Raw genomic sequence first — 22,291 nt, 5'->3', positions numbered from 1 at the left:
TCCTGCCGCAATCATCCGATCATTATGCGTTCGTCGTATCCAAAGAAGACTGGTCCCTTCACCGTAAAGGCCATCAGGATCAAGAGCGCCATCAGCAGAAGGTCCGGGAAGCCATTAAGGGGAATTTGCCCGACCTCGTGACCGAAGAGAATATTATTATGTCTGACGGTAAGCAGATCGTTAAAGTTCCTATCCGCAGTCTGGATGAGTACAGGATTGTCTACAACTTCCGCAAGCAAAAGCATGTCGGCCAAGGCGACGGCGAAAGCCAGGTCGGCGATGTGCTCGGCCGCGATTCTCAATCCGCCCAGCCAGGCAAAGGAGACAAGGCGGGCGATCAGCCCGGTCAGGATACAGTAGAAGCGGAGGTTGACCTGGAGGATCTGGAGGACATCCTGTTCGAGGACATGGAACTGCCTCATCTGGCTCCCAAAACACAGGAAGAGATCGAAGTCAAATCCATCGTCTTCAACGATATCCGCAAAAAAGGCATGATGTCCAACATCGACAAAAAACGCACCCTGCTTGAGAATCTGCGGCGCAACGCCAGCCGTGGCAACCCCGGCATTCACAGCATCAGCCCTGACGACCTGCGTTACAAAACCTGGGACGATATTACAGTTCCGCATTCCAATGCAGTCATTATAGCGATGATGGATACGTCCGGCTCCATGGGCACCTTCGAAAAATACTGCGCCCGCAGCTTCTTCTTCTGGATGACCCGCTTCCTGCGCCGCCAGTACGAGAAGGTCGAGATTGTATTTCTGGCGCATCATACAGAGGCCAAAGAAGTCAGCGAGCATGATTTCTTCACCCGCGGCGAAAGCGGAGGAACGATCTGCTCATCGGCCTACCAGAAAGCCCTGGAGATTATCGACAGCCGTTATCCGCCCTCCAGATACAATATTTATCCCTTCCATTTCTCCGACGGCGACAACCTTACTTCTGACAATGAACGCTGCGTTAAGCTGATCGGTGAACTGCTGAAACGCAGCAACATGTTCGGCTATGGGGAGGTTAATCAATACAACCGCAGCAGCACGCTGATGTCCGCCTACCGCCATCTGAAGCAGGAGCAGTTCATGCATTATGTGATCAAGGACAAAAAGGAAGTCTATCAAGCGCTGAAGACGTTTTTTGGCAAAAGAGAACCTGTAAAATAACAGTCCGTCAGTCCTCCATATCGGCTAAGAACCCCTGTCCCGTAAAGCCGGGATAGGGGTTCTTGGCATACAGCAAATATTCAGCCCGCTTACATCACATCTTCGGTATCCAGTATGATATCGTTATAATTAAGTTCAATCTACGGAGCTTACCTTCTCCCGGTCCTTGCCTTTGTCAGACTCGCCGGCGTTCTTGTTGGCCGCTTCCCGGTCCTGCATCATCTCGTCCACGGACTTCACCTTCAGCCGGGCTGCCCCGGCATTGCCGGCCAGTGTCGGTATGAGGCCGCCTGAAGCCAGACGCACCTTCGCTTCGGCAATCGCCGCACTGTACTGCGGCAGCCAAGCTTCACCTGCCACCAGCATCTCATCCACCATCTGCCAGATCTCCTTCGGATTGCAGACCGCTCCGACGAGCGGGTCCATCATGAAGGCCTGGCGCAGCAGCTGGTCATCGCCATGCACAGCAGCCTCGACAGCGAGACGCTGCACGGAAATGCTGACACTGCACACTGCAGCAGGACCCAGCGGCAGTTCGCCGACCAGCGGCATGGAGATGCCGTTATGATCGGCATAGCCCGGCGCTTCAATAATGGCATCGTCCGGCAGATTGGTAATAATCCCGTTATTGACGGTATTAAAGTGGCCCCTGTACACTCTGCCTGTCTCCAGCCCTTCAATTATATAGGAGCCGTGCTCCTCGCCCCGGTGCTCAGCCGTGTATTCCAGCGCCGGGTCCTTCATCCAATTGGGAAAATCGGTCTCGAACCAGTTGCGCCCCTCCGTGCAGACCCGCAAGTAGCCTCCGGTTTCTCCATTAATCCAGCTGCCCAGATCAATCCAGTCCATGATTTCACCGCTGCGCTTGCGGTACCACGGCACATATTCACTCAAGTGGCCGTTGGACTCGGTGCTGTAATAGCCGAAGCGGCGCAGCATATCAATCCGCACCTTTTCCGTCCGGCTGAATTCCGGGTGCTTTTCAAAAGCTTCAAGCAGCCCTCCGGTCAGATCCCTGCCCTTATGCTTCGCGGAGATATACCAGGTCTGGTGATTGATCCCGGCACAAATGATATCCACCTCGGATTTCTCCAGTCCATAGACCTCGGCAATCTGGTGATGTCCATGCTGGACTCCGTGGCAGAGCCCGATGGTCCGCACACCGCCGTATTTGTTGCAGGCCCAGGTCAGCATGGCCATTGGATTCGAGTAATTAAGCAGGAGCACATCCGGCGCAGCCGCCTCTCTGATGTCACGGCAAATCTCCAGCATCTCGGCAATCCCGCGCTGCCCGTACATAATGCCGCCTGCACATAAGGTGTCGCCCACACACTGGTCCACACCATACTTCAGCGGAATATCCACATCGGTCGCAAAAGCCTCCAATCCGCCCATACGGATTGTGCAAAATACGTACTTGGCATCCTTGAGCGCTTCTTTGCGGTCCGTCGTAGCCGAGATCACAATCTTGAGGCCATTCTCCCGGATATCCCGCTGGCACAGCTCGGTGACCATCTGCAGATTATGAGGATTAATATCCATAAAAGAGACTTCAATCTCCTTAAATTCCGGTACAGTCAGCAGGTCACGCAGTAAACCGCGGGTAAAGCCAATGCTGCCCGCCCCGATAAAAGCTACTTTAAAAGACATCGCCATCTTCCTCCCAATGTATGATTTCTACCTGTCCATTGTAGCAAGGAGGAGGCGGGAAGCGTTATCAATATCATGACCACTTTACCGGTCAACTGTCAACAATCCTCACCTGTCCCGGATGTCCGGCTGGGCATCGCTCCACGAAAAACGTTCCAGCGAATTACGGTACTCCACAGGAGTACAGCCCGTATACTTCCTGAACAGGAGGTGAAAATACTGCCTGCTGCTGATCCCCACATAGTCGGCAATTTCCGCAACGGGAATCTCGCTCTGTCCCAGCAGCATTCTGGCTTTCTCCATCCGCAGCATATTCAGGTAGTCGGTCAGTGTCCGGCCCGTATGCGCGCGGAAGATCCGGTGCAAATAGCCGGGATGCAGGCTCACCTCGGCGGCAATCTCTTTGACCTGTATACTGCGGTCATAGTTCTGATGGAGAAATTCAACTGCACGCCGCACGTAGAGCTGTGCCGGCTGCTGGCTGGCCTCCAGCTGTTCCCGGCGCAGTCTGGCGAGGCGCAGCAGCAGCTCGGAGAACAGCAGCCCGATCATTATGCTTCCCCGCTCCTTCCCCTGTCCTTCCCCTTCTACGCCATGCTGGTCCAACTCCAGTACCAGCGATTTCAGCACATGAAATACTTCTTCCGGGTCCGGCAGCACCAGACTCCTGAAGGGCTCCCGCAGCAGCCCGGCCAGGCCAGCCTCCGCTTCAGCCAGCCTGGCGATGGAAGGAACCGCTCCGGCAGCTGCCGTGAAGCCGAATTCCACATTCAGCATCCGGCAGGATGTTCCTTCTTCCACGATCAGCCGGTGCGGCACATTGGCATCAAGCATGATCAGCTCTCCCCGCTTCAGGCGAAAGCGTTCCTCCTCATTCTCGCTCTGCCGCACTTCGACTACACAGCTCCCCGAGATCAGGTACATAATCTCCGTTGAATTATGCTGATGGTACGCCATCGTATATGGATTCCACTGTTTATAATAGTAGGCAAAAAAATGCGGCCCATACTCTCCGTCCAGCAAAGCCTGCTGAAACAGGCTTCCGTTCAGTTCCGCCAAGCTTAACCCCTCCTTCCCAAGAGTGCCCTGGGCCTATGTTATAGACAAAAGCCTCTGCGCTGCCGATTGCCGGCCGCAGAGGCTGAACCAGAGATTTATTGTTATCCGGGTAAATCAATCCGATCTTAATCTTGAATAGATACTGAGATCCTTAAACGTTCCGTCTACTCTTTCACATTGTCTAAGGCTTCCTTCAAACGTAAAGTCCAGCTTTTGTAAAAGTTTGATTGAATTCGCATTTCCGGGTTCAACCTTTGCTTCGATCCGATTCAAATTTAAAGTTGAGAATGCATAATCTAACAAAGAACGGATAGCTTCTGAAGCATATCCTCTTCCCCAAAATGATTTGGCAATGTCGTAACCAATTTCTGCTTTAGCATTTTCAAAATCCAAGGAATTATAACCACAAGACCCAATGATTTCATTGGATTCAGTTTTAATTATGGAGAACCGGATAGCTTTGCCCTCCTGATAAAGGTTATCGAGGAGATTAATCATTGCTTTTGCCTGATTTTCATTAGTAAAACAACTAACATTCATAAACTTGGTAACTGCCGGATCAGACCAAATTTTAAACAAGCTTGATGAATCCGATACCTTCATTTTTCTCAAATGTAAACGTTCTGTGTGCAATTCTGTAATCAATACTTTTACCTCCATTAAATTTTAATAGTCAGGTTTAAAATATTGATATCTGCGCATAATTCAGTCCCTTCATTATATGAAGTAAGTTTCATTATACAAAAACTTATAGGATTTATCTACGCGCTGTGGCTTATCCGCCCTATCCGTGAAAGGAAACCAGCGACTGCTTCAATTCCTCCGCTAGCTTTTCCAGCTTGCCGGACAGCGCAACCAGTTCCTCGCTGACCGTGAACTGCTGCGAGGACATGGAGGCAACTTCCTCGGTGGAAGCACTGGTCTGCTGCACAACCGCATGGACACTGGCCATGGATTCGCCCAGCTGCTGCTGGTACTCCATCAGCTCCGTGATGGACGCCGACGATTCATTCAAATAGCCGATGAACTGCTCCATCTCCTCACGGACCCCTTCAAATATACTGGAAGATTCCCGCACGGAGGAAATCTGCTCCCGAAAGAGCGGAGCCGTATCGCCCACCACCTGGACTGTATTTTCAATCCGGCTGCTAATCTCTTCAGTAATCTTCGATACCATAGCAATCGATTGGTTGGACTCGTCAGCCAGCCCTCTGATCTCATTGGCGATCACAACAAAACCTCTTCCGGCCGCCCCGGCTCTAACAGCTTCTATGGAAGCATTAAGCGCCAGGATATTCGTCTGTTTGTTCACGGCAACCATCGGGGTCAGGATGCTGCGGATCAAATGTGTGCTCTCACGCAGCCTCATGGAGTTCTCCTGAATCAACTCCATCATCTGCACAGTTGATTCACTCTGGGCCACCAGTGTCTTCATCAGCTCTGCTCCCTGGTCGCTGACCGTGATCACCTTCTCCGCCGAAGCGTCCATGGCCCTGTTGGTCTCCTGCACTTTCGTGATCTGGAGGTTCATCCTCTCCACGTTGCGGTTGCTGTTCTCTGCTTCCAGAGCCAGACTGGCCGCACCATGGGCTATTTCTCCCGTAGCTGCAGCCACCTCTCTCGCATGAGCAGAGGTCACACTGGACGCATTCACCAGCTGCTCCGAGGTAGCCAGCACCTGGGCCGCCGAACGGCTGCTCTGTCCTGCCAGCAGCGAAATCTGTTCCATCATCTTGTTGAAGCTATGTCCCAGCCGCCCAATCTCATCCCGGCCTTTGAAATGGGTACGCACCTGAAGATTGCCCTGCTCCCCTTCCTCCATCAGCCCGGCGAGCTTGCCCAGCGGACGGCCGATCAGACGAACCAGAACGTAGCCGATGACCACTGCAATCACTGCCGCCGCGAGGACAACTGAAAGCGTTATGTAGAGCAGACGGTCAGCTGATTTCGTGAAATCACTGACCGGGGCATAACCCATCAGCGTCCACTTGGCCGTATCCAGCGGCTGATAGACCACAAGCTGAGAGGTGCCCTGCTCATTGCTGGCGGTAAACGACTGCCGTTCTCCCTCCGCCGGCTTTGCTGCCGGATGGATGTATGAGGGTTCGCCGAGCAGCTTGTTATCCGCTCCATATACAATGTTTCCCGACGGGTCCAGAATCCGGATTTCCCCCGTGAGCCCAATATGCAGATTGGAGAGGATATCCGTAAGCGCTTGACCCTTGATCTCGATCAGCATGTAATACTCCGCTTCGGGATGCTGTATATTCCGCAGCAAACGGCCCATTGTCAGCGAGGATTGGTCATACACATCAAAGAAACCTTTGGCCCGCACCGGGAACCAGACCGGGTTGCCCTTGGCTTCATCAAGCTGCTTCACTCTTGTCTGGATGCCTTCAGCGCTGCGGACGGAGCTGATGCCCGTCGACTTGTAAGAGTCAGCATCCACCAGGCTTTTTGACACCAGACGGATGCCCAGGAGCCGTTCGTCGGAGCCTTTGACCGAGTCCAGCTTGCGGCGGATGCGGTCCTCAGCCGCCGCTTTGTCGACGGTCCCGGCTCCGGGGCGGTTCACCGTTTCCATATCTGCCTTTAGAATGGAATCCACAGCAAACTGCCGGGAGAGCGCTTCGTACTCGGCAAATAAAAAGTCCAGCTTGTCTGCTGCCTGCACTATAGACTGGGAGGAAGCTGCAGCCACCTGATCCGTGATAATGCCTTTGGCGGCATAATAGGAGGTCAGGCCCAGGACAGAGGACAGCAGCACAATGGTACAGAACAAAATGACGAACAGCTTCATGCCTACCGATCTAAATCGCGAGTTACGCGGCTGTTTCATTACACACTCTCTCCTCATGACAAAATAAAGGTACAGCCCTTAATATCAACATAAAGGCTGTACCCTGTGTTTCTGCGATTCATAAAGCAGGCAAAACAACTATCCTTTGCTGGCACCCGCAGTCAAACCGTCCACGAGCAGCCGCTGCAGGAAGGCGAACAGAATCATAATTGGGACGGAAATCAGCACAGCCCCCGCTGCGAACAAGGTAAAATTGGAATTCTGCATGGTATTGACCATATCCCACATCCCGACAGCGACCGTCCAGTTATCCTTGGTCCGCAATATCAGCTTGGCAAAGATGAAATCCACCCATGGGCCAACAAATTGCGTGAGCGCCATATAGGTAATCATCGGCCGGGAGAGCGGAAGAATAATCCGGGCAAAGATCCCGAAGTTGCTGGCTCCGTCAATCCGTGCCGCTTCATCCAGTGAACGCGGGATGGTATCCAGGAAGCCTTTGGCGATCAATGTGCCGCCAAGCGGTGCTCCTGCCGCATAGACGATAATCAGCGCCAGATGCTTATCCAGCAGATTGAACTGATTGAGCAGCAGGTAAATCGCAATCATACTCATGAAGCCCGGGAACATCCCGAGAATGAGCAGTACCGACATGGTAGTCTTGCGGGTTTTGAAGCGGAATCTGGATAGCGCGTAACTGGTCAGCAGGGTCAGTACCACACCGATCAGCATAGAAAATACGGCGATCTTAAGTGTATTCGCATACCAGGTCCCGAACATATACACCGGTGAAGTGAACAGTTCCTTATAGTGGTCCAGAGTAAAATGTTCAGGAATCAGCGTCTTGCTGTACAATGACTTACCCGGCCGGAAGGATGACAACAATATCCAGAGCGCCGGATAGATCGCAGCAACCGCGAGCCCAATCAGAATAATGTAACTAAAGCTGAGGCGAAAAAAGTTCGCAAGCTTGCGTCCGATGATCATTGAATCATGTCCTCCTCTTTGAATGACTTGGTCCGGCGGTAATTGTACAGGGAGAACCCGGCTACAATGATGAAGAGTATAATGCCTATCGCGGAAGCCATATTATTTTTGTTCTGATCCAGCGTCAGCTTGTACAGCCATGTTACCAGCAAGTCCGTTGATCCGGCATACTGGTAATTCCCGTTGACCGGATTTCCCTGAGTCAGAAGGTAGATGGCATTAAAGTTGTTGATATTGCCGGCAAATTGCATAATCAGCGTAGGTGCAGTAGAGAACAAGATCATTGGAAGTGTAACAATGCGGAACTTTTGATAATTGGTCGCCCCGTCCACTTCGGCTGCTTCGTACATATCACGCGGGATTGTAGTCAGCACACCCATAATCAGCAGCATGGATACCGGAATACCTACCCACATGTTAACCATAATAACGGTAACCTTGGCCCAGAACGGATCGGTCAGCCAAGGCAGACCCCCCAGCCCGAAATAGCCGAGATACTGGTTGATCGGGCCAAACTGCCCGTTGAACAGGTTGCGCATCAGCAGCAGTGAAATCATCTGCGGAATGGCATACGGCACAATTAGAATCAGTCTCCACAGACCCTTGAAGCGGATACCTTTTTGGTTGATCAGCAGGGCAACGAGCATCCCGCCGAAGTAAGTAGTTATAGTTGATAAAACCGCCCAGACGATCGTCCAGGTAAGTACCCCGTAAAAGGTATGGCTCCAAGATTTAAGGACCAGCAGATTACGGAAGGTTTCAAAACCTACCCAGTCCACCAGCCTCGCCGGCGGGATGTGGTCGGGTGCGGCAAAGTTCGTAAAGGCCAACATGATCATAAAGATAATCGGCATGATTGTGAAGAACAAAATACCGATTCCCGGAAGCAGCAAAAAGCTCTGGGCAAATTTATAATCCAAAACGTAGCGTACGGACTGTTTGAATGTATTCGAAGGACGACCAGTTTCGCGTTCTTCTCCGGTTTTATGGGCATCCCTAATATTCATAAACCAGGCAATCAGGAATAATACAAAAAACATTAAGGTAATCAAGCTTTGAATCAAAATAACGATGGAATGATCTCCGGGCACCATTTTGGTGATCCCTTTTACTTTCTCCAGATGGCTGGGTGTATCCCCCAGTGAAGTAATACCCCAGAAGGCCCTACCCAAATTAGCAATGAAATAGACCAGAGCTCCAGCCTCTACAGCTATAAAAATAAGCCCTTTAATGAATTGGCGGTTATATATTTGTCCCAATCCCATAAAGATGGTCGACAGTATTGCGGCTCTGCTGCGGTGTCGCTGCATTTCCCTTCCGTTCTCCTCTCCGCGCGGAATTCAGGAACTGCCCGCCGCTACCCGGAGCGGCGGGCGAGTGAATTCCACTGTATGCTATTGTTTTGCTGTTGACAAACTGCTGTTACTTCGCAGTTGCACCGTTATTGAGGTCTTTGATTTGCTGTACTGCTTTGTCCATAGCCGCTTTAGGATCTGCATTGTTATCCCAGATTTCCGGAAGGGCTGCGTTCACAGGACTCCATACATTGCCCATTGCAGGGATGGACGGCATTGGCTGAGAGTTCTTGGCCTGCTCAGCAAAAACCGAGATATACGGATCGCCCGTAATTTGCGGATCCTTCAGTGCTTCGTTATTGGTTGGAATTGAACCAACCAGTTTATTGAGCTCAAGCTGGGACTCCTTACTTGAAGCAAATTCAGCATACAGTTTTGCTGCATTCGGATATTGCGTGTAGGCATTGACACCGAATATCTTGATGCCGGAGAACGTAATGGCTGTTTTGCCGTCAATCGTAGGCACTGGAGTGACCCCCAGATTATCGCCAAGCGCTTGCTTGTAGGCTGCAAGCTCCCAAGGACCTGTCATATCCATGGCAACATCGCCCGAGCTGAACAAGCTGCGCTTAATGTCCGCATTGATATCACCGCTCTTGATTGGCAGTATTTCTTTCAATTTGGCGTAAGTTTTCAGCCCTTCAATCGCACCCTCATTGTTCAGGCCGATATCGTCTTTGTCTGTGCCGTCTTTGCCGAACAGATAGCCGCCCGTAGTGGCGATGAAGGGATAACCAAAGTACATGTTGCCGACTTCCCACATAATTCCGTATTTGTTTTTGGCTTTGTCTGTGAACGTTTTGCCGAAGGTAATTACGTCATCAAAGGTTTTAGGCGCTTCCTTGACCAGTGATTTATTGTAGTAGAGGGCATAGGTTTCGGCCGCTCTTGGGTACCCGTACAGCTCGCCGTCGTAGGAGGAGCCTACGATGGAAGCCTCCGTGTTGTTAGCTTTAGTCTGCTCGGCAAAAATATCGTTTGGAAGCAGCAGGCTCGCGCTTACGGCTTTGCCCAGATTGTCATGCGGGATCAGCACAACATCTGCTGCCAGGCCGGATGGGCCATCCTGCGTAAGTTTGCCTACCTGATCCGGCGGTGCCACCTCTTCAATTTTCACTGGAACGTTATATTTAGCTGTAAATTGTTTGGCCATTTCCTCGGCAAACGGTCTCTCTTCTTTACTCTCCCATACGAGCAGCGATGCGCCCTCTTCCGGTTTAATGTCGCCTGCTGCCGAAGCGTTGCCGCTGTTCGCAGCATTAGTTGCTGTTGCATTATCTGCCGGTGCTGTGGTTGCCGAAGCATTTTTCCCATTATTGCCGTTGTTGTTAGAGCTGCACGCTGTAATGGACGCTGCCATAGAGAATGCTGCGGTGAGAACCATAAGCTTTTTCAATTCCATTGACTTAACCCCTCCTAATTTGTGTATCTTGCTTTGCGCTTACGATGTTGCTTCAGATCTTGCGCAAACGATTTCAGGGGTTTCAAAAAAAATGTATGTATTTATTTGTTCCCCGTCTATAATACGCTTCGGCAAGTTCCAGAAAGCGCTTCATTCCTCTATTTCATAATACAACAGTAATCTTAATTGTAAAAACGTTTGCACATAGTGTATTCAATCATATTTGCCCAATTTTCTGAAGGGAAACCGGTTTTCCTCCCTTTTTCAAAAGAAAGCTCCTATTCTTACTGGTTTACAACGAATCATTCCCACAAATCTGGAGTAAGCTTTCTTATTATCCTTTTATTTCATTTTAATGGATATTATTAGATTTTATTGGTTATTTATCCTGTAGAAAAACCGGTTTTCCGTCTCCTAAAATTTTGTGCAATGGTTTGAACTAAAGTATTGAACCCCTAATTATTCCATGCTATAATCCAAAACATTATAAGCAGCCTCATCTGCTGCACAGACATCACCGCAAACAACTAAAAGGCAATGTAACTTCAAAAAGGTACAACCTCGGACAAGCTACCGTTGTCAGTTGTGCCTTTTTTTGTTGCGGATAGAGAATGCGCCCATCAGTGCAACTAAGGCACATTAATTGTGCAACAAGGCACATCCGCCTCTGCCGCCAATGCTGCCGAAGTCCGTTTGTTCAGTCCTGTTCTGGCTGCTTATGCTCACAAAACTTAAGCGTATGCTTCCGAAGCGAGTTTTGCACGCAGCAGGCCGAGGATGTGTACGCTCACAAAACTTTTAGGAGGAATTATTTAATGTTACTGGAAGCTGTCTATCATCGCCCGCGGTTAAACTGGTCTTATGCCTATGATCACGAGACGATTCATCTGCGCCTGCGCGCCAAAAAAGGGGATTTAACCGAGGTTTTCGCCTGGGCCGGAGACAAATATGCCTGGGATGCTACCAAAGAGCTGATTCCGATGACGCTTTTCACCTCGGATGCTATGTTCGATTATTGGGAATGCTCTTCGGTGCCCCCGTACCGGCGCCTGAAATATGGATTTCTGCTGCAAAAAGGGCATGAACGCATTTGGATGACGGAAAGTGAGTTTGTGACTGAGCGTCCGGCGAATCCCAACCGGCTGTTTGAATTCCCGTACATAAACCGTGGTGATGTTTTTACTCCACCCGCTTGGGTGAAGGACGCTGTCTTTTATCAAATTTTCCCTGAGCGGTTTGCAAATGGCGATCCCGGCCGGAATCCGGCCGATGTGCAGCCTTGGGGCGGAACGCCTACACCGGAGAACTTTTTCGGCGGCGACCTGCAAGGGGTCATTGACCATCTGGATCATTTGAGCGAGCTCGGCATTACCGGCATCTACTTCACCCCGATCTTCACCGCGACCACCAACCACAAATACGATACGGAAGACTATATGTCGGTCGATCCTCATTTTGGTGATGTAGAGACGCTGAAAAAGCTGGTCGCCGCCTGCCATGAACGCGGAATCCGCGTGCTGCTGGATGCAGTGTTCAACCATTCGGGCCGGACCTTTGCCCCATTTGTGGATGTACTCGAAAAGGGTGAAGCTTCCCCCTTCAAAGACTGGTTCCATGTCCGTGAGTTTCCGCTGCAGGTAGTGGATAATATTCCGACTTATGATGCTTTTGCCTTCGAGCCCTTAATGCCGAAGCTGAACACCGAGAATTCCGCTGTAAAAGAATATTTACTGAAGGTTGCAGAATACTGGATCACCGAGGTAGGCATTGACGGCTGGCGGCTCGATGTTGCCAACGAGGTAGATCTTGAGTTCTGGCGTGATTTCCGCAAGGTTGTCAAGCGTGCGAATCCGGATGCCTATATTCTGGGCGAAATCTGGCATGAATCATCACCTTGGCTGGAAGGCGACAAATTCGATGCGGTCATGAATTATCCCTTCACCGATGCCGTGCTCGACTTTTTTATCTATGGCACACTGGATGCCGAAGGCTTCGCCAACGCTATTGGCAAACAGCTCTCCCGCTACCCGCTGCAAGCCAGCGAAGTAGCCTTCAACCTGCTGGACAGCCATGATACGCCGCGTCTTTTGACTCTGGCTGAAGGGGACAAAAATAAGCAAAAGCTTGCCGCATTGTTCCAGTTCACCTTCATGGGCACACCTTGCATTTATTACGGTGACGAAATCGGCATGGACGGCGAAGGCGATCCGGGCTGCCGCAAATGCATGGAATGGAACCCGGAAAATCAGGATCTGGACCTGTTCAGCTATTACCGCAAGCTGATTGAAATCCGCAGCAGCCATCCTGCGCTCCGCACTGGCACCTTTACCTTCCTGGAAGCCGGACCGCAGGGAAGCAAGCTCGCCTACGAACGCCGTCTGGGCGATAATATCATCCTGGTGCTTGTCAACACAGAGGAAACGGCGCAAACCTTCTCCCTTGATGTAGAAGACCGCAACTGGGAGAACCTGTTTACCGGCGACACCGTGCGCGCCGAACGCAGCAAACTGTCGATCAAGCTGCCCGCATACGGCTATGCGGTGCTCAAAGCGTTGCTGTAACAGCACAAGACAGCTATAAGAGTAACCAATCTGACTTGTCCCGCTTTTAAATTCAAAAAAAACCAGAACCTGATGAGCTCTTATCAGGTTCTTTTTTGATCTGCATATACGACCTTGCCCGGAAGTCCATCATTGTGTCGATATCCACCAAGCCATATGATTTCAGGGCAGTGTGTCTATCGGCTGTCAAAAATGAATGACCCTATGTTCTTTTGCGTTCCTGTAAGTTTCAAATACAAGCTCCAGCGTTTTTAAGTTGTCTTCTCCGCTCGTCTGAAATTCCTCGCCCGTGTTCAGACAATGTATGAAATGAGATTGCAGACAACGGATTCACAACTTCGATGAGCGCAAGCGGGGGGTTTTGTCTGCGTTGGCTGAGCATCATTTGGAGATTTCCAAAAGCAACATTCTGGCTGTGCCTCCAACCCTGTTCTCTTCCCAGTTACCCTTAAGGGAAAAATTGCACAAATTAATGGATAATGGACAGCCGTTTCCTACCGCTTTCTTCTGTGGATGTGATTATATAGCCATCAGCACCATGAGGGCACTCGCTGAACTAGGCTTCTCATTTCCAGAGGATGTATCGGCCGTCGGATTCGATAATATCAACGAATCTCTCATTCAGACGCCGGAGCTGACCACCGTTCACGTAGAAAAACAGCAAATGGCGCAATGGGCCGTTGACCTCTTGACTTCACCTTTTCACACTAGCTCAGCCGTGAGCGCAAAAATTAAAATCGATACCCTTTTTATGGAGCGATCCTCCTGCAAGCGGCTTAAATCCCCATAACTCGGCGCTGATTCACTGCAATTCATCGGTAAGACTATGGAATATTCCGTATGTATTAAAAAAGGAACCGGAACAGCCTTGCGGCAACCCGCAGGCCTGTCTTCGCTTATCTTCGCCTTTACTGCTATGCTGCCGACGGCTCGCCCTTGCTCCATAACCACGATAACGCCTTAACGCCATAGTACGATAGCGCCTCCCATGGACCTCCACCTTATCCGCTGAATTTCGTGATATCCGCAGTAATAAGGACCACTAATCTCACCTGGCGGCTCTGGAGAACATTAGCGGGAAAAAGTATCACTATTTTCGGCCTGACCGGCTCCTGGAGCACCATTAGCGGGAAAAAGTACCACTAATTCGGCCATAACCAGCCAAATGAGGTGAAATGTCTTGAATGAAGTGGGCAAATTCCCACTAAACCTTGTTGCGGCGGGGTTCTCGGCCAATTAGTTTTACTTTTTCCACTTAACTTCTGAGGTTTCAAGATGAAGGGACTTATCTTCCAACACCCAAAGGGCACTCTTCACTGGGAAGAGTGCCCTTTGGGTAGTCTTTATTTACTTTGCTAATCCACTCCTGTTGCTGTACTTTGCTATATTACTTTGCTAACCCACTCCTGTTGCTGTACTTTGCTATATTACTCTACTGATCCACTTGCTGCTTTCTCCTGTTGATCCACTGCTGCTGTACTCCTGTTGATTTCCTCAGCTCTTGAGGCCTCCCGAACGACCTACTTCCCAAGCAATCTATATATTACCTGGGCAGCTTCGGCCCGGGTCATCCAAGCTTCCGGTGCGAACTTGTTGCCTGCTCTGCCCTGCAGAAGTCCCTGCTCTGCTGCGGCACTCACATATGGTGCAGCCCACGAGCTGATGCTGGAAGCATCGGCAAACCGCAATCCGCCATTGACCGGGTCAAGCTTCTTGCCTTGCTTCATCTCCAGCGCCCGGATGATCATGACGGCCATTTCCTTACGGCTGATCACTGCATCCGGAACGAACAAGTCCCTGGTGCGTCCAGCCACAATCCCCTGACGGACTGCAGCCGACACATAGGAAGCATACCAGGCATCTGCCCTCACATCCGTGAATCCACTCTGTTCTTCCTCTTTCACATCCTTCAATGCGGCCTGCCCTTGGGCCTGAAGGCTAAGCGAACGCATAAGGAGTGAGGTGAATTCCGCACGGGTGACAGGGTTCCCGGGCTTGAACTCGGATGCCGTAACACCTGTAATCACCTGCTTCGCGCTAAGTGACTTAATCGCTGATTCTGCCCAATAGGCAGCCGGAACATCTGAGTAGACTTTATTGATTACAAGCGCTGCATATTTGCTGAAATGTGTTACCCCGGCTGTAATGACATCCCCTTGCTGCGATCCCCCAACATACTGTAGTGAACTGTTGTCCTCCAAATAGTAGACACCAAGCAGTTCCTTGTCGGGGTTCCCTTTAAGCTGGAAGGCCAGCTTGACCGGTTCTGCGAACGAGGTCACGGGGATCTTCTTACCGTCCTTGCGGATAATTTCAAGTCTAAACTCATAGAGGTCCGATGCCGCAGCTGCCGACATGTTGTCCTTGCTAATACCCGCAAGCAGCGCGCTCGCCGCATTGCTTGTAAGCGGTACTGCGCCCAATAGAATCTGCGCACCTTCTGCATCTGCTCCAGTTAAGGTTCCCTGAATGGTGCGCAGAACCTGGGCAGGCAGCGTTATGGATAGACCCCGCATAGTGAGCACCAGATCATTTGTCCCCAGCATGGCCGCGGCCTGAAGCGGAAGGAGCACCGCTTGCTTGCCAGAAGCGAGTTCCACTGTGACTTTGCCATCCTTGCCGTTCTTCAGACTGTCCCCGCTGATAAGCTGCGTATCAGCAGCAGGGGCAGCTGTTGCCACAATCACCGGATTCGAACCGGACCCGCCCGCAGGTTCCGGCGTTGGTGTTGGCGATGGCGTCGGGGCCGGCGTAGGCGTCACTTTAGGAACAACGGCCAGTATAACCGTTCCCCCGTCACCCCTGCCCGGCAGTTCAACTGTCACTTTCTGATCCCCTGATACCGTATAGGTTTTGCCGCTGTATTCATCCACAACCACAGCCTGTGCGGCAAAAGGGACCGGAAGGCTTACCGATACCGCCTCAGCCTTTGTATTGATAGCGGTCACAATATTTGCTCCGTCATACTGCTTGTCAAAAGCCAGATATCCCAGCTCATCGGAGCCTGCCAGCTTGGTACGGATACCTTTGGAATATATTTGGGAGTACTTGGCGCGGATATTCAGCAGCTTCTGATAGTGATCGTGAAGCCCCTGTTCTGCACCCAGCTGATCCCATGGCATATCCCCGCGGTTCTCGCTGAACTCTCCTTTGGACAAGTCCCCGGAATTGGCACCGGAACGTCCCAGCTCTTCCCCGTAGTAAATAACCGGCTGTCCCTTTGCCGTAATTTGCAAGGCGGCAGCAATCTTCAGCTTGTCCTTGTCTCCATCCACATAATTAGACAGGAAGCCGTTCTCGTCGTGGCTGCTCAGGAACTGAGCCATCATCCCGGTGTTGTCCATCTGGGCTTCCCGGTGTTGCAGATACGTATCCACAACCGAGATTTTGCCGTCTGTAAAATCCTTCGCGGCGTTCTTGAAGCCGAAATCCAGCAGACCGTCCATCTGGCCGGAGTGCAGGTTGCCGCCGTCATTGTCCAGCGTGCCGCCAAAATATTCCCCCGTCAGCTTGAAGGCTGGATCAATGGCGGTCAGCGCATTTTTGAACGCTTTCCAGGTGGTGCTGTCCACATGCTTCACGGTGTCCACACGGAAATAGTCAATCGTGTCTCCGCGCTCCGTCCGTGCGTTGTCGAGCCAGCCGGTTTGCCAGTCGATAAGGGTCTTGCGGACCGCCGGATCTTCGGTTTTGAAATCGGGCAGGCCTGCCAGCTCACCCTTGATCGGGTCCGTATCAGCGGATACGCCATCCTCGCGGAGCATACCGACAAAACGCGCCTTATCCTCAGCCGAAACACCCGGATAATTGTCTTCTGCCTTCAGGCCGTAGCCGGCATGATTCAGCACAACATCCACCATAATCTTGATGCCTTTGTCATGGGCTTTCTCAATCAGCTCTTTGAAGGTTGCCATGTCGCCCAGATGCTCATCCAGCTGAGTGAAATCCTTGGCCCAATAGCCATGGTAGCCATACTGCGTACCGCCGAAACCGGCACCTTTGTTGAAATCGATATTGTCCACAACCGGGCTAATCCACAGGGTATTGATCCCCAGCTTCTGAAGATAATCGAGACTGTCGATCATCCCGCGGAAATCCCCGCCGTGATAGGCTTCCAGGTGGGTTGTATCAACGTCCGCATTGTTCGCAGCATCCCCATCCTTGAACCGGTCCGTAAGAGCGAAGTAGATCCGCGCTTCATCCCAATCAAAATCAAGCGGGCCGCCCGTATACGTTCTCGCCTTCACTTCAACCCGTGCAGTCCCTTTGTGCGTATTTCCATATTCATCCAGCAGAGTAATTGGAATGCTTTTTATTCCTGCCGGCACGCTGTTCTTCACTGCAACCGTCTGCTGCATGAGCTCTGTATCCAGCTTCACTGCTTCCGGTCCGCCAAGGGCGGACAGATCCATATAACCATCCACGTAAGATACTTTTTCCTCGGAAGCGGCTTTTACCGTAACCACTGCATTCTCATTGGAGGCGATGGCCTCCGGCTGAACTGCTGCAGTAATCGTAACTTCCGGGATATGATAGACGACAACGGATTCACCGTTCACGGTGTTTTTCGGGTCAGTCAGCTCTTCGGTCACTCCGTCTTTGGTTACAACAAAACTATATTTGTACGTCCCTTCCTGCACATCCTTCAGCTTATAGCTGAACCATTCCTCCGCTGCCTCATAAGCCATCGGATACTCTTTGCCGTTCACCTTAACCTTAACCCCGCTGATGGCTTCCTGATGACCTGTGCGGAACAGCGCATCATCCCTGTACCGGAACGTGATCGTTCCGTCCCTCATCACCGGACCGCCAATCGCAGGCTTGATATCAAGCTCTTTTACCATGCTGGTTACAATCACTTTGGTAAAAGCTTCGCCCGCCGCCAGCGGAATGACCCGGTCATCCGGATAATCCTGCTTGCCGGTATTCCAGTCCGTACCCTTGCGGAGGACAAAACCGACACTCGTCGCATTCGGTGCCACCTCTATCAGCACACTGGCCTTGCCATCCTTGAAGGTGGTGAAATCGATCTGATCGTTTTTCACGCCCGTATTCCACACCCAGAGATTCCAGTCATTGTAATCCTTGTCGTCTCGGACATAGGTAATTTGCACATACCGTTTGGTGTCTACCGGCTCTTTGGTCACTTCTACATTCACCTTGGCAGAGAGTCCGCCAAAAGTGATTGTAATTGTGGCTGTTCCCGGCTTAACGGCCTTGACCATTCCTTTGCTTGTTACCGTGGCAATCGCCGGGTTACTGGAGATATAGGCTGCTGCATTCGTAACCGTTCTTGCGCTGCCGTCATCGTATTTGGCTGTTACAGCTGTCTGATGTGTACCGCCGGTCTGCAGCGCATATCCTGTGCTGTCCGTCCCCAGAGAAGCCAAAACAGCGGCGGCGGCATCCTTGCGGATAACCACAGCAGTAAGCGGGTCCAGGGTAATTGAATTTGACGTCAGCGTGAAGCCGCTCAGGCTGTCCACAGGAATCGCCGTCACTCCGGCTTGATCATTGTCCACAAGCACCTGGCCTCCGGTTAAATCCTCGGAAAGGGTCAAAGTTCTAGCAGCATTGTCGCCGTTCAGGAAGACATAGTAGAGTCCGGTTCCATCGGTCGCTTTATTCTTGTAGCCGATCACCAGGTCGGTTGCTTTGATTTCCGGTGCAGTGATCAGGTTGACATTCGTGTCCACCAGACTTTGATCGCCAAGCCGGAAGGCATCGGTTGATTTTCTCAGCTGAATGAGCCCGGAGGTGTATGCCCTTGTCGTATTCTGAACCGGGTAATTCACTTCGTCCGTCGCTTTGGCCCAGTCAAACCTATTGACCGCATCCGACGAATCATAGGAATCATGAATAAAATAGCCAAAAGACTGTCCGTTTGCATCCTTCAGTTCTGTATATTTCTGCTCAGGAACTCCGGCTCCCTTCCACTGCTTTGTACGTCCATACTCCTGGCCTGCCTGTATGAAAGCTGTGCCTTGGGAGGTCATCTCCAGCAGATTGCCCAACCGGATCCGCTTCTGAATTTCCAGCTCATTGGCAGGAATCGACGGGTCCTTCTTGATCGTCTGCGCAATGACATCATGCAGCGTCAGATTGTCATGGGCTTCGATGTACGGTACAACATCACCCGGATCATCTGCGGGAATGTTCGAAGGCCGGGCTGTGATATTGTTAAAAATCGTGGCGATAGAGCGGGCTCCGCCCGTAATGAACCGGGGCTCGCCTTCCGAGCCATAGCCGGACTTCAGCTCATTGCGGAATTCATCGGAAAATACGCCAACGCTGTCCGTCTTGTCCATCCATGCCTGATCGGCGCCTTTGCCGGCCAGTGCCGGATCGGAGGCATCCCCAGCGAAGGTTTTCCAGCCTTCACCGATGAACAGCGCCTTCGGATGGATGGCTTCAGCGGCATCATAAGCCGCCTGGACGGCATCGGAGGTGGCATCGCCCATCATGTCCCAGCGCATTCCGTCGATTTTATATTCGCTGAACCAGTATTTGACCGAATCCACCATCAGCTTCTCGGCCATCTTATGGCTGGTCGCCAGATTGTTGCCGAAGCCGCCGACAAAGTTTCCGTTGACATCCTGAAAAGCGTAGTAATTCGGTACGATATCATCCAGAAAATCTTTCTTCGCCATATGGGTATAGACGACATCAAGAATCACACCCATACCTGCCTTATGGACTGCATCAATCAGGCCCTTCAGCTCCTTGATCCGCTCTTCGGGATCGGCAGGCTGCTCCGAATAAGCGCCATCCGGCGAGAAATAGTTATGGGGATCATACCCCCAGTTGTATTCATTGTTTTGGGTTGAATAGCCGGACTCCCTGTTGGCCATCTGCGTTTCGTCCCCATTGTACCAGGCCATGACCGGCATCAGTTGAATGTGGGTGATCCCCAGGGATTTAAGATAATCCAGCTTTTTTGCAAAAGCCGCATACGAGCCCCAGCGCTCGCCGCCCAGTTCACTTTCAATCGATACGTCAGAGGTGAAATCCCGTACATGGACTTCGTAAATAACAGCATCCTCGCGTTTCACGTAGCCGGGAATATCCCCGGCCCGGAAATCCGGCGGGTTCGTGCCGCTCAGGTCAACGATAGCCGCTTTCCCAACCGTATCCCCGTCAGGTCCTGCCGCCCCCGTGGTGTCCACGGTGAACACAGCCATCGACTTGGCATAGGGATCAAGCACCGGCTTGGTTACGCCGTTATTGGTCACCTCATACTGATAGTAATAGCCGCGCACATCGTCTGCTGCTGCACCCTTACTCAGATCCGACGGCTTCAGCTCTGCCGACCAGACGCCTTTATCGCCTAGAGTCAGGCTTACTTGGCCCACCTGCTGCGCGGCATTAGTCTTGCTGTACACATTCGCAACCACGCTGCTGGCCATTGGTGCCCACAGCTTCAAGGTAGCCGACTGGTCCGCCGGGTGATAGGTGGCGCCCAGATCGTCTCCAGTGTAGTTGTACATCTCATCAATCATCCGCCAGCCTGCGGAAGCGGATACATTTTTCCCGGCATAAGCTAGGCTCAGCGGAGCCTTCTCCAGCGCAAAAGCGGCGGTGTCCACCTCAACCGAAGTCGTGCTTTTGATGGCCGCGGCAGTGACAGGAACGGGTGTGCCTTCTTTGTCCGTTACTGTAATGGCGGACTTTAACCCGGCAGCATCCAGACCGTCCGTTAACGTGAAGGTAAGCATGATTTTGGTGGTTGAGAGAATTTCCGCCGACACCAGGCTCACCGGCAGTTCGCCAAACGGGGATATATATACATGATCATCCCCCTGCTTAATCCACAGCTGATTGTAGCGGTCCAGCAGCTTGAATGTCTTGTCGCCTCCGTCTTTATCGCCGCTGGAGCGGTTGACCACCAGGAAGCTTATTTTTTGGGCATCCGCTTTAAGCGGAACATCCACATAAGCACCGTAAGCGTCCGTATGCTCTGCAAGAAAAGGAGCAGCATCCCCCGGCCAGTTTACCGGCGCAGAGGCTACCTCATCCCACAGCCATAAGCCGTACTGGCCCGAATTGCTGTCTGTTCTCGTATAATGAACCCGGACTGTATCGGCAGGCAATACAACCGGTTCATACGGCGTCGCGGTATCCGATCCTTCCTTAACCCACACCTCATTCGTCTGCGGCGTATTGATCGTGAACAGTTTGTTGCCTCCGTCTTTGGCCTCTGTACTGCGGTTGACAATCAGGAACGAGACTTTTTTCGCTCCCGCCTTCAGCGGCACATCGACATAAGCGCCATAAGCATCGGTTTGCCCTTCAGGAAAAGGGGTTGCACCTGCCGGCCAGTTAGCGGATGGCGCAGCCACATCATCCCACATCCACAGTCCTTGACCGGCATAATCCCCGGCTGTCCGGCTATAATGAATACGCAGCTGCCCCTCCGGTACAGGAACGGTTATTCCTGGAGCAGCCGGCACGGTAAAAGTGGCCTTCACCCCATGATCCTGAGCGTTGTACGTAAAGGTGACTTTCGAATGGGCAGGAAGGTTCAGCTTCTGCTCCCCGCCAGGATAGAACATATCCGTATCCGGTGTATCTCCGGGAACGTAGACTCTATAAGCATATTCCCCTGCGGGAAGTTCAGCCGACCGTTCATAGACTCCATCCAAATCCGGATCAGACAACGTAGTTTTCGCATCAGCAGGAGAGGAATCCTGAGCATCGCCAAGCTCCGTTTGCAGAGTGCCGGTCAGCCTGGGCAGCTTATCAGCCTCAATCGGTGTGTAGTACGTGGAATCTGCAATTTTTTTCGTGAGGTCATTATAATAAAAGGTGACGCTGGTCTCGGCGGCAAGCGATATCTGAATATTGCCGTCTTTATCGACTCCTGCGCTATTGGTATAATTGCCGTATCCGTAGCTTTCCTCCCAGCTGCCATTCAGTGCGATCTTATACTCATAGACACCGGCGGGCAAGATACCCGTGAACCTGTACAGGCCATTGTCCACGTAGGTCATCTCCGTCACGCTGGCAGCAGGGTCCCAGTCCCCCGCAGGCTCGGCTTCCGTGGATAATTCCGATTGAAGGCTGCCCACAAGCACAACCTTGGACGCTGCCGCATTCACCACGCTGCCTGGATAAAAAGAAAAATAGGAACATACAAGCACCACAATCATACTAACCGAAAATGCCTTCTTGCCCCATAATGCCCATTTCATTGTAGCGGATACCCCCATAATTAAAATTTTCCCTCAAGCCACTCAAGCCTGCTCCCCTTGGTTCCCCTCCTCCCGTCAGAATAAATCAGTGCTGCCCTCTGAATTGCCTGTTCATGCGCAAAC

General features: G+C 51.7%; 11 protein-coding genes. 3 read left to right on the top strand and 8 right to left on the bottom strand.

Annotated features, from left to right (window positions below):
- Positions 1–2: 2 nt before the first annotated feature.
- A complete protein-coding gene (gene yhbH, locus PGRAT_RS09760) occupies positions 3–1,163 on the top strand; it encodes a sporulation protein YhbH (protein WP_025708378.1) in 1,161 nt (386 codons plus the stop codon).
- Between the two features lie 135 nt (positions 1,164–1,298).
- On the opposite strand, the gene melA is transcribed toward yhbH, so the two are convergent.
- The 7 genes from melA to PGRAT_RS09725 all read right to left on the bottom strand — a co-directional run bounded on the left by melA (position 1,299) and on the right by PGRAT_RS09725 (position 10,416).
- Positions 1,299–2,813 (bottom strand): alpha-glucosidase/alpha-galactosidase, encoded by a 1,515-nt coding sequence (gene melA, locus PGRAT_RS09755; RefSeq protein ID WP_025708379.1) that lies wholly within the window; start codon positions 2,811–2,813, stop codon positions 1,299–1,301.
- A gap of 108 nt (positions 2,814–2,921) precedes the next feature.
- Positions 2,922–3,863 carry an AraC family transcriptional regulator gene (locus PGRAT_RS09750; RefSeq protein ID WP_025708380.1) on the bottom strand — a complete coding sequence of 314 codons (942 nt, stop codon included), beginning with the start codon at positions 3,861–3,863 and terminating at the stop codon, positions 2,922–2,924.
- A gap of 123 nt (positions 3,864–3,986) precedes the next feature.
- Entirely contained in the window at positions 3,987–4,517 is a 531-nt protein-coding gene (locus PGRAT_RS09745; protein WP_025708381.1) for a GNAT family N-acetyltransferase, read from the bottom strand.
- Between the two features lie 139 nt (positions 4,518–4,656).
- Complete coding sequence (locus PGRAT_RS09740) at positions 4,657–6,711, bottom strand: methyl-accepting chemotaxis protein (protein ID WP_042266483.1); 2,055 nt, start codon at positions 6,709–6,711, stop codon at positions 4,657–4,659.
- A gap of 99 nt (positions 6,712–6,810) precedes the next feature.
- Entirely contained in the window at positions 6,811–7,659 is an 849-nt protein-coding gene (locus PGRAT_RS09735; protein WP_036706843.1) for a sugar ABC transporter permease, read from the bottom strand.
- The gene (locus PGRAT_RS09730; protein WP_025708504.1) at positions 7,656–8,969 is read right to left on the bottom strand and encodes a sugar ABC transporter permease; all 1,314 of its coding nucleotides are present in this window, start codon (positions 8,967–8,969) and stop codon (positions 7,656–7,658) included. Before PGRAT_RS09730 ends, PGRAT_RS09735 begins: the two co-directional genes overlap by 4 nt.
- A gap of 112 nt (positions 8,970–9,081) precedes the next feature.
- Positions 9,082–10,416: a sugar ABC transporter substrate-binding protein gene (locus PGRAT_RS09725; RefSeq protein WP_025706795.1), complete on the bottom strand. Its 1,335-nt coding sequence runs from the start codon at positions 10,414–10,416 to the stop codon at positions 9,082–9,084.
- A gap of 815 nt (positions 10,417–11,231) precedes the next feature.
- On the opposite strand from PGRAT_RS09725, the gene PGRAT_RS09720 reads away from it, so the two are divergent.
- Complete coding sequence (locus PGRAT_RS09720) at positions 11,232–12,977, top strand: alpha-glycosidase (RefSeq protein ID WP_025706796.1); 1,746 nt, start codon at positions 11,232–11,234, stop codon at positions 12,975–12,977.
- 328 nt (positions 12,978–13,305) lie between these two features.
- Positions 13,306–13,767 (top strand): substrate-binding domain-containing protein, encoded by a 462-nt coding sequence (locus PGRAT_RS09715; protein WP_081758885.1) that lies wholly within the window; start codon positions 13,306–13,308, stop codon positions 13,765–13,767.
- A gap of 730 nt (positions 13,768–14,497) precedes the next feature.
- Here PGRAT_RS09715 and PGRAT_RS09710 read toward each other — a convergent pair.
- Positions 14,498–22,168, bottom strand: a complete 7,671-nt coding sequence (locus PGRAT_RS09710) for a pullulanase (RefSeq protein ID WP_042267967.1) — start codon at positions 22,166–22,168, stop codon at positions 14,498–14,500.
- Between the last annotated feature and the right edge of the window lie 123 nt (positions 22,169–22,291).

The sequence above is a fragment of the Paenibacillus graminis genome (assembly GCF_000758705.1).
Lineage (GTDB): Bacteria > Bacillota > Bacilli > Paenibacillales > Paenibacillaceae > Paenibacillus_AQ > Paenibacillus_AQ graminis.
This window is presented reverse-complemented; position numbering and strand designations above follow the sequence as displayed.

What these genes read in the sequence shown, in the direction of transcription:
- melA (WP_025708379.1), bottom strand. Translation starts at nt 2,813, where the DNA reads ATGTCTTTTAAAGTAGCTTTTATCGGGGCGGGCAGCATTGGCTTTACC.
- PGRAT_RS09740 (WP_042266483.1), bottom strand. Translation starts at nt 6,711, where the DNA reads ATGAAACAGCCGCGTAACTCGCGATTTAGATCGGTAGGCATGAAGCTG.
- PGRAT_RS09735 (WP_036706843.1), bottom strand. Translation starts at nt 7,659, where the DNA reads ATGATCATCGGACGCAAGCTTGCGAACTTTTTTCGCCTCAGCTTTAGT.
- PGRAT_RS09730 (WP_025708504.1), bottom strand. Translation starts at nt 8,969, where the DNA reads ATGCAGCGACACCGCAGCAGAGCCGCAATACTGTCGACCATCTTTATG.
- PGRAT_RS09725 (WP_025706795.1), bottom strand. Translation starts at nt 10,416, where the DNA reads ATGGAATTGAAAAAGCTTATGGTTCTCACCGCAGCATTCTCTATGGCA.
- PGRAT_RS09720 (WP_025706796.1), top strand. Translation starts at nt 11,232, where the DNA reads ATGTTACTGGAAGCTGTCTATCATCGCCCGCGGTTAAACTGGTCTTAT.
- PGRAT_RS09710 (WP_042267967.1), bottom strand. Translation starts at nt 22,168, where the DNA reads ATGAAATGGGCATTATGGGGCAAGAAGGCATTTTCGGTTAGTATGATT.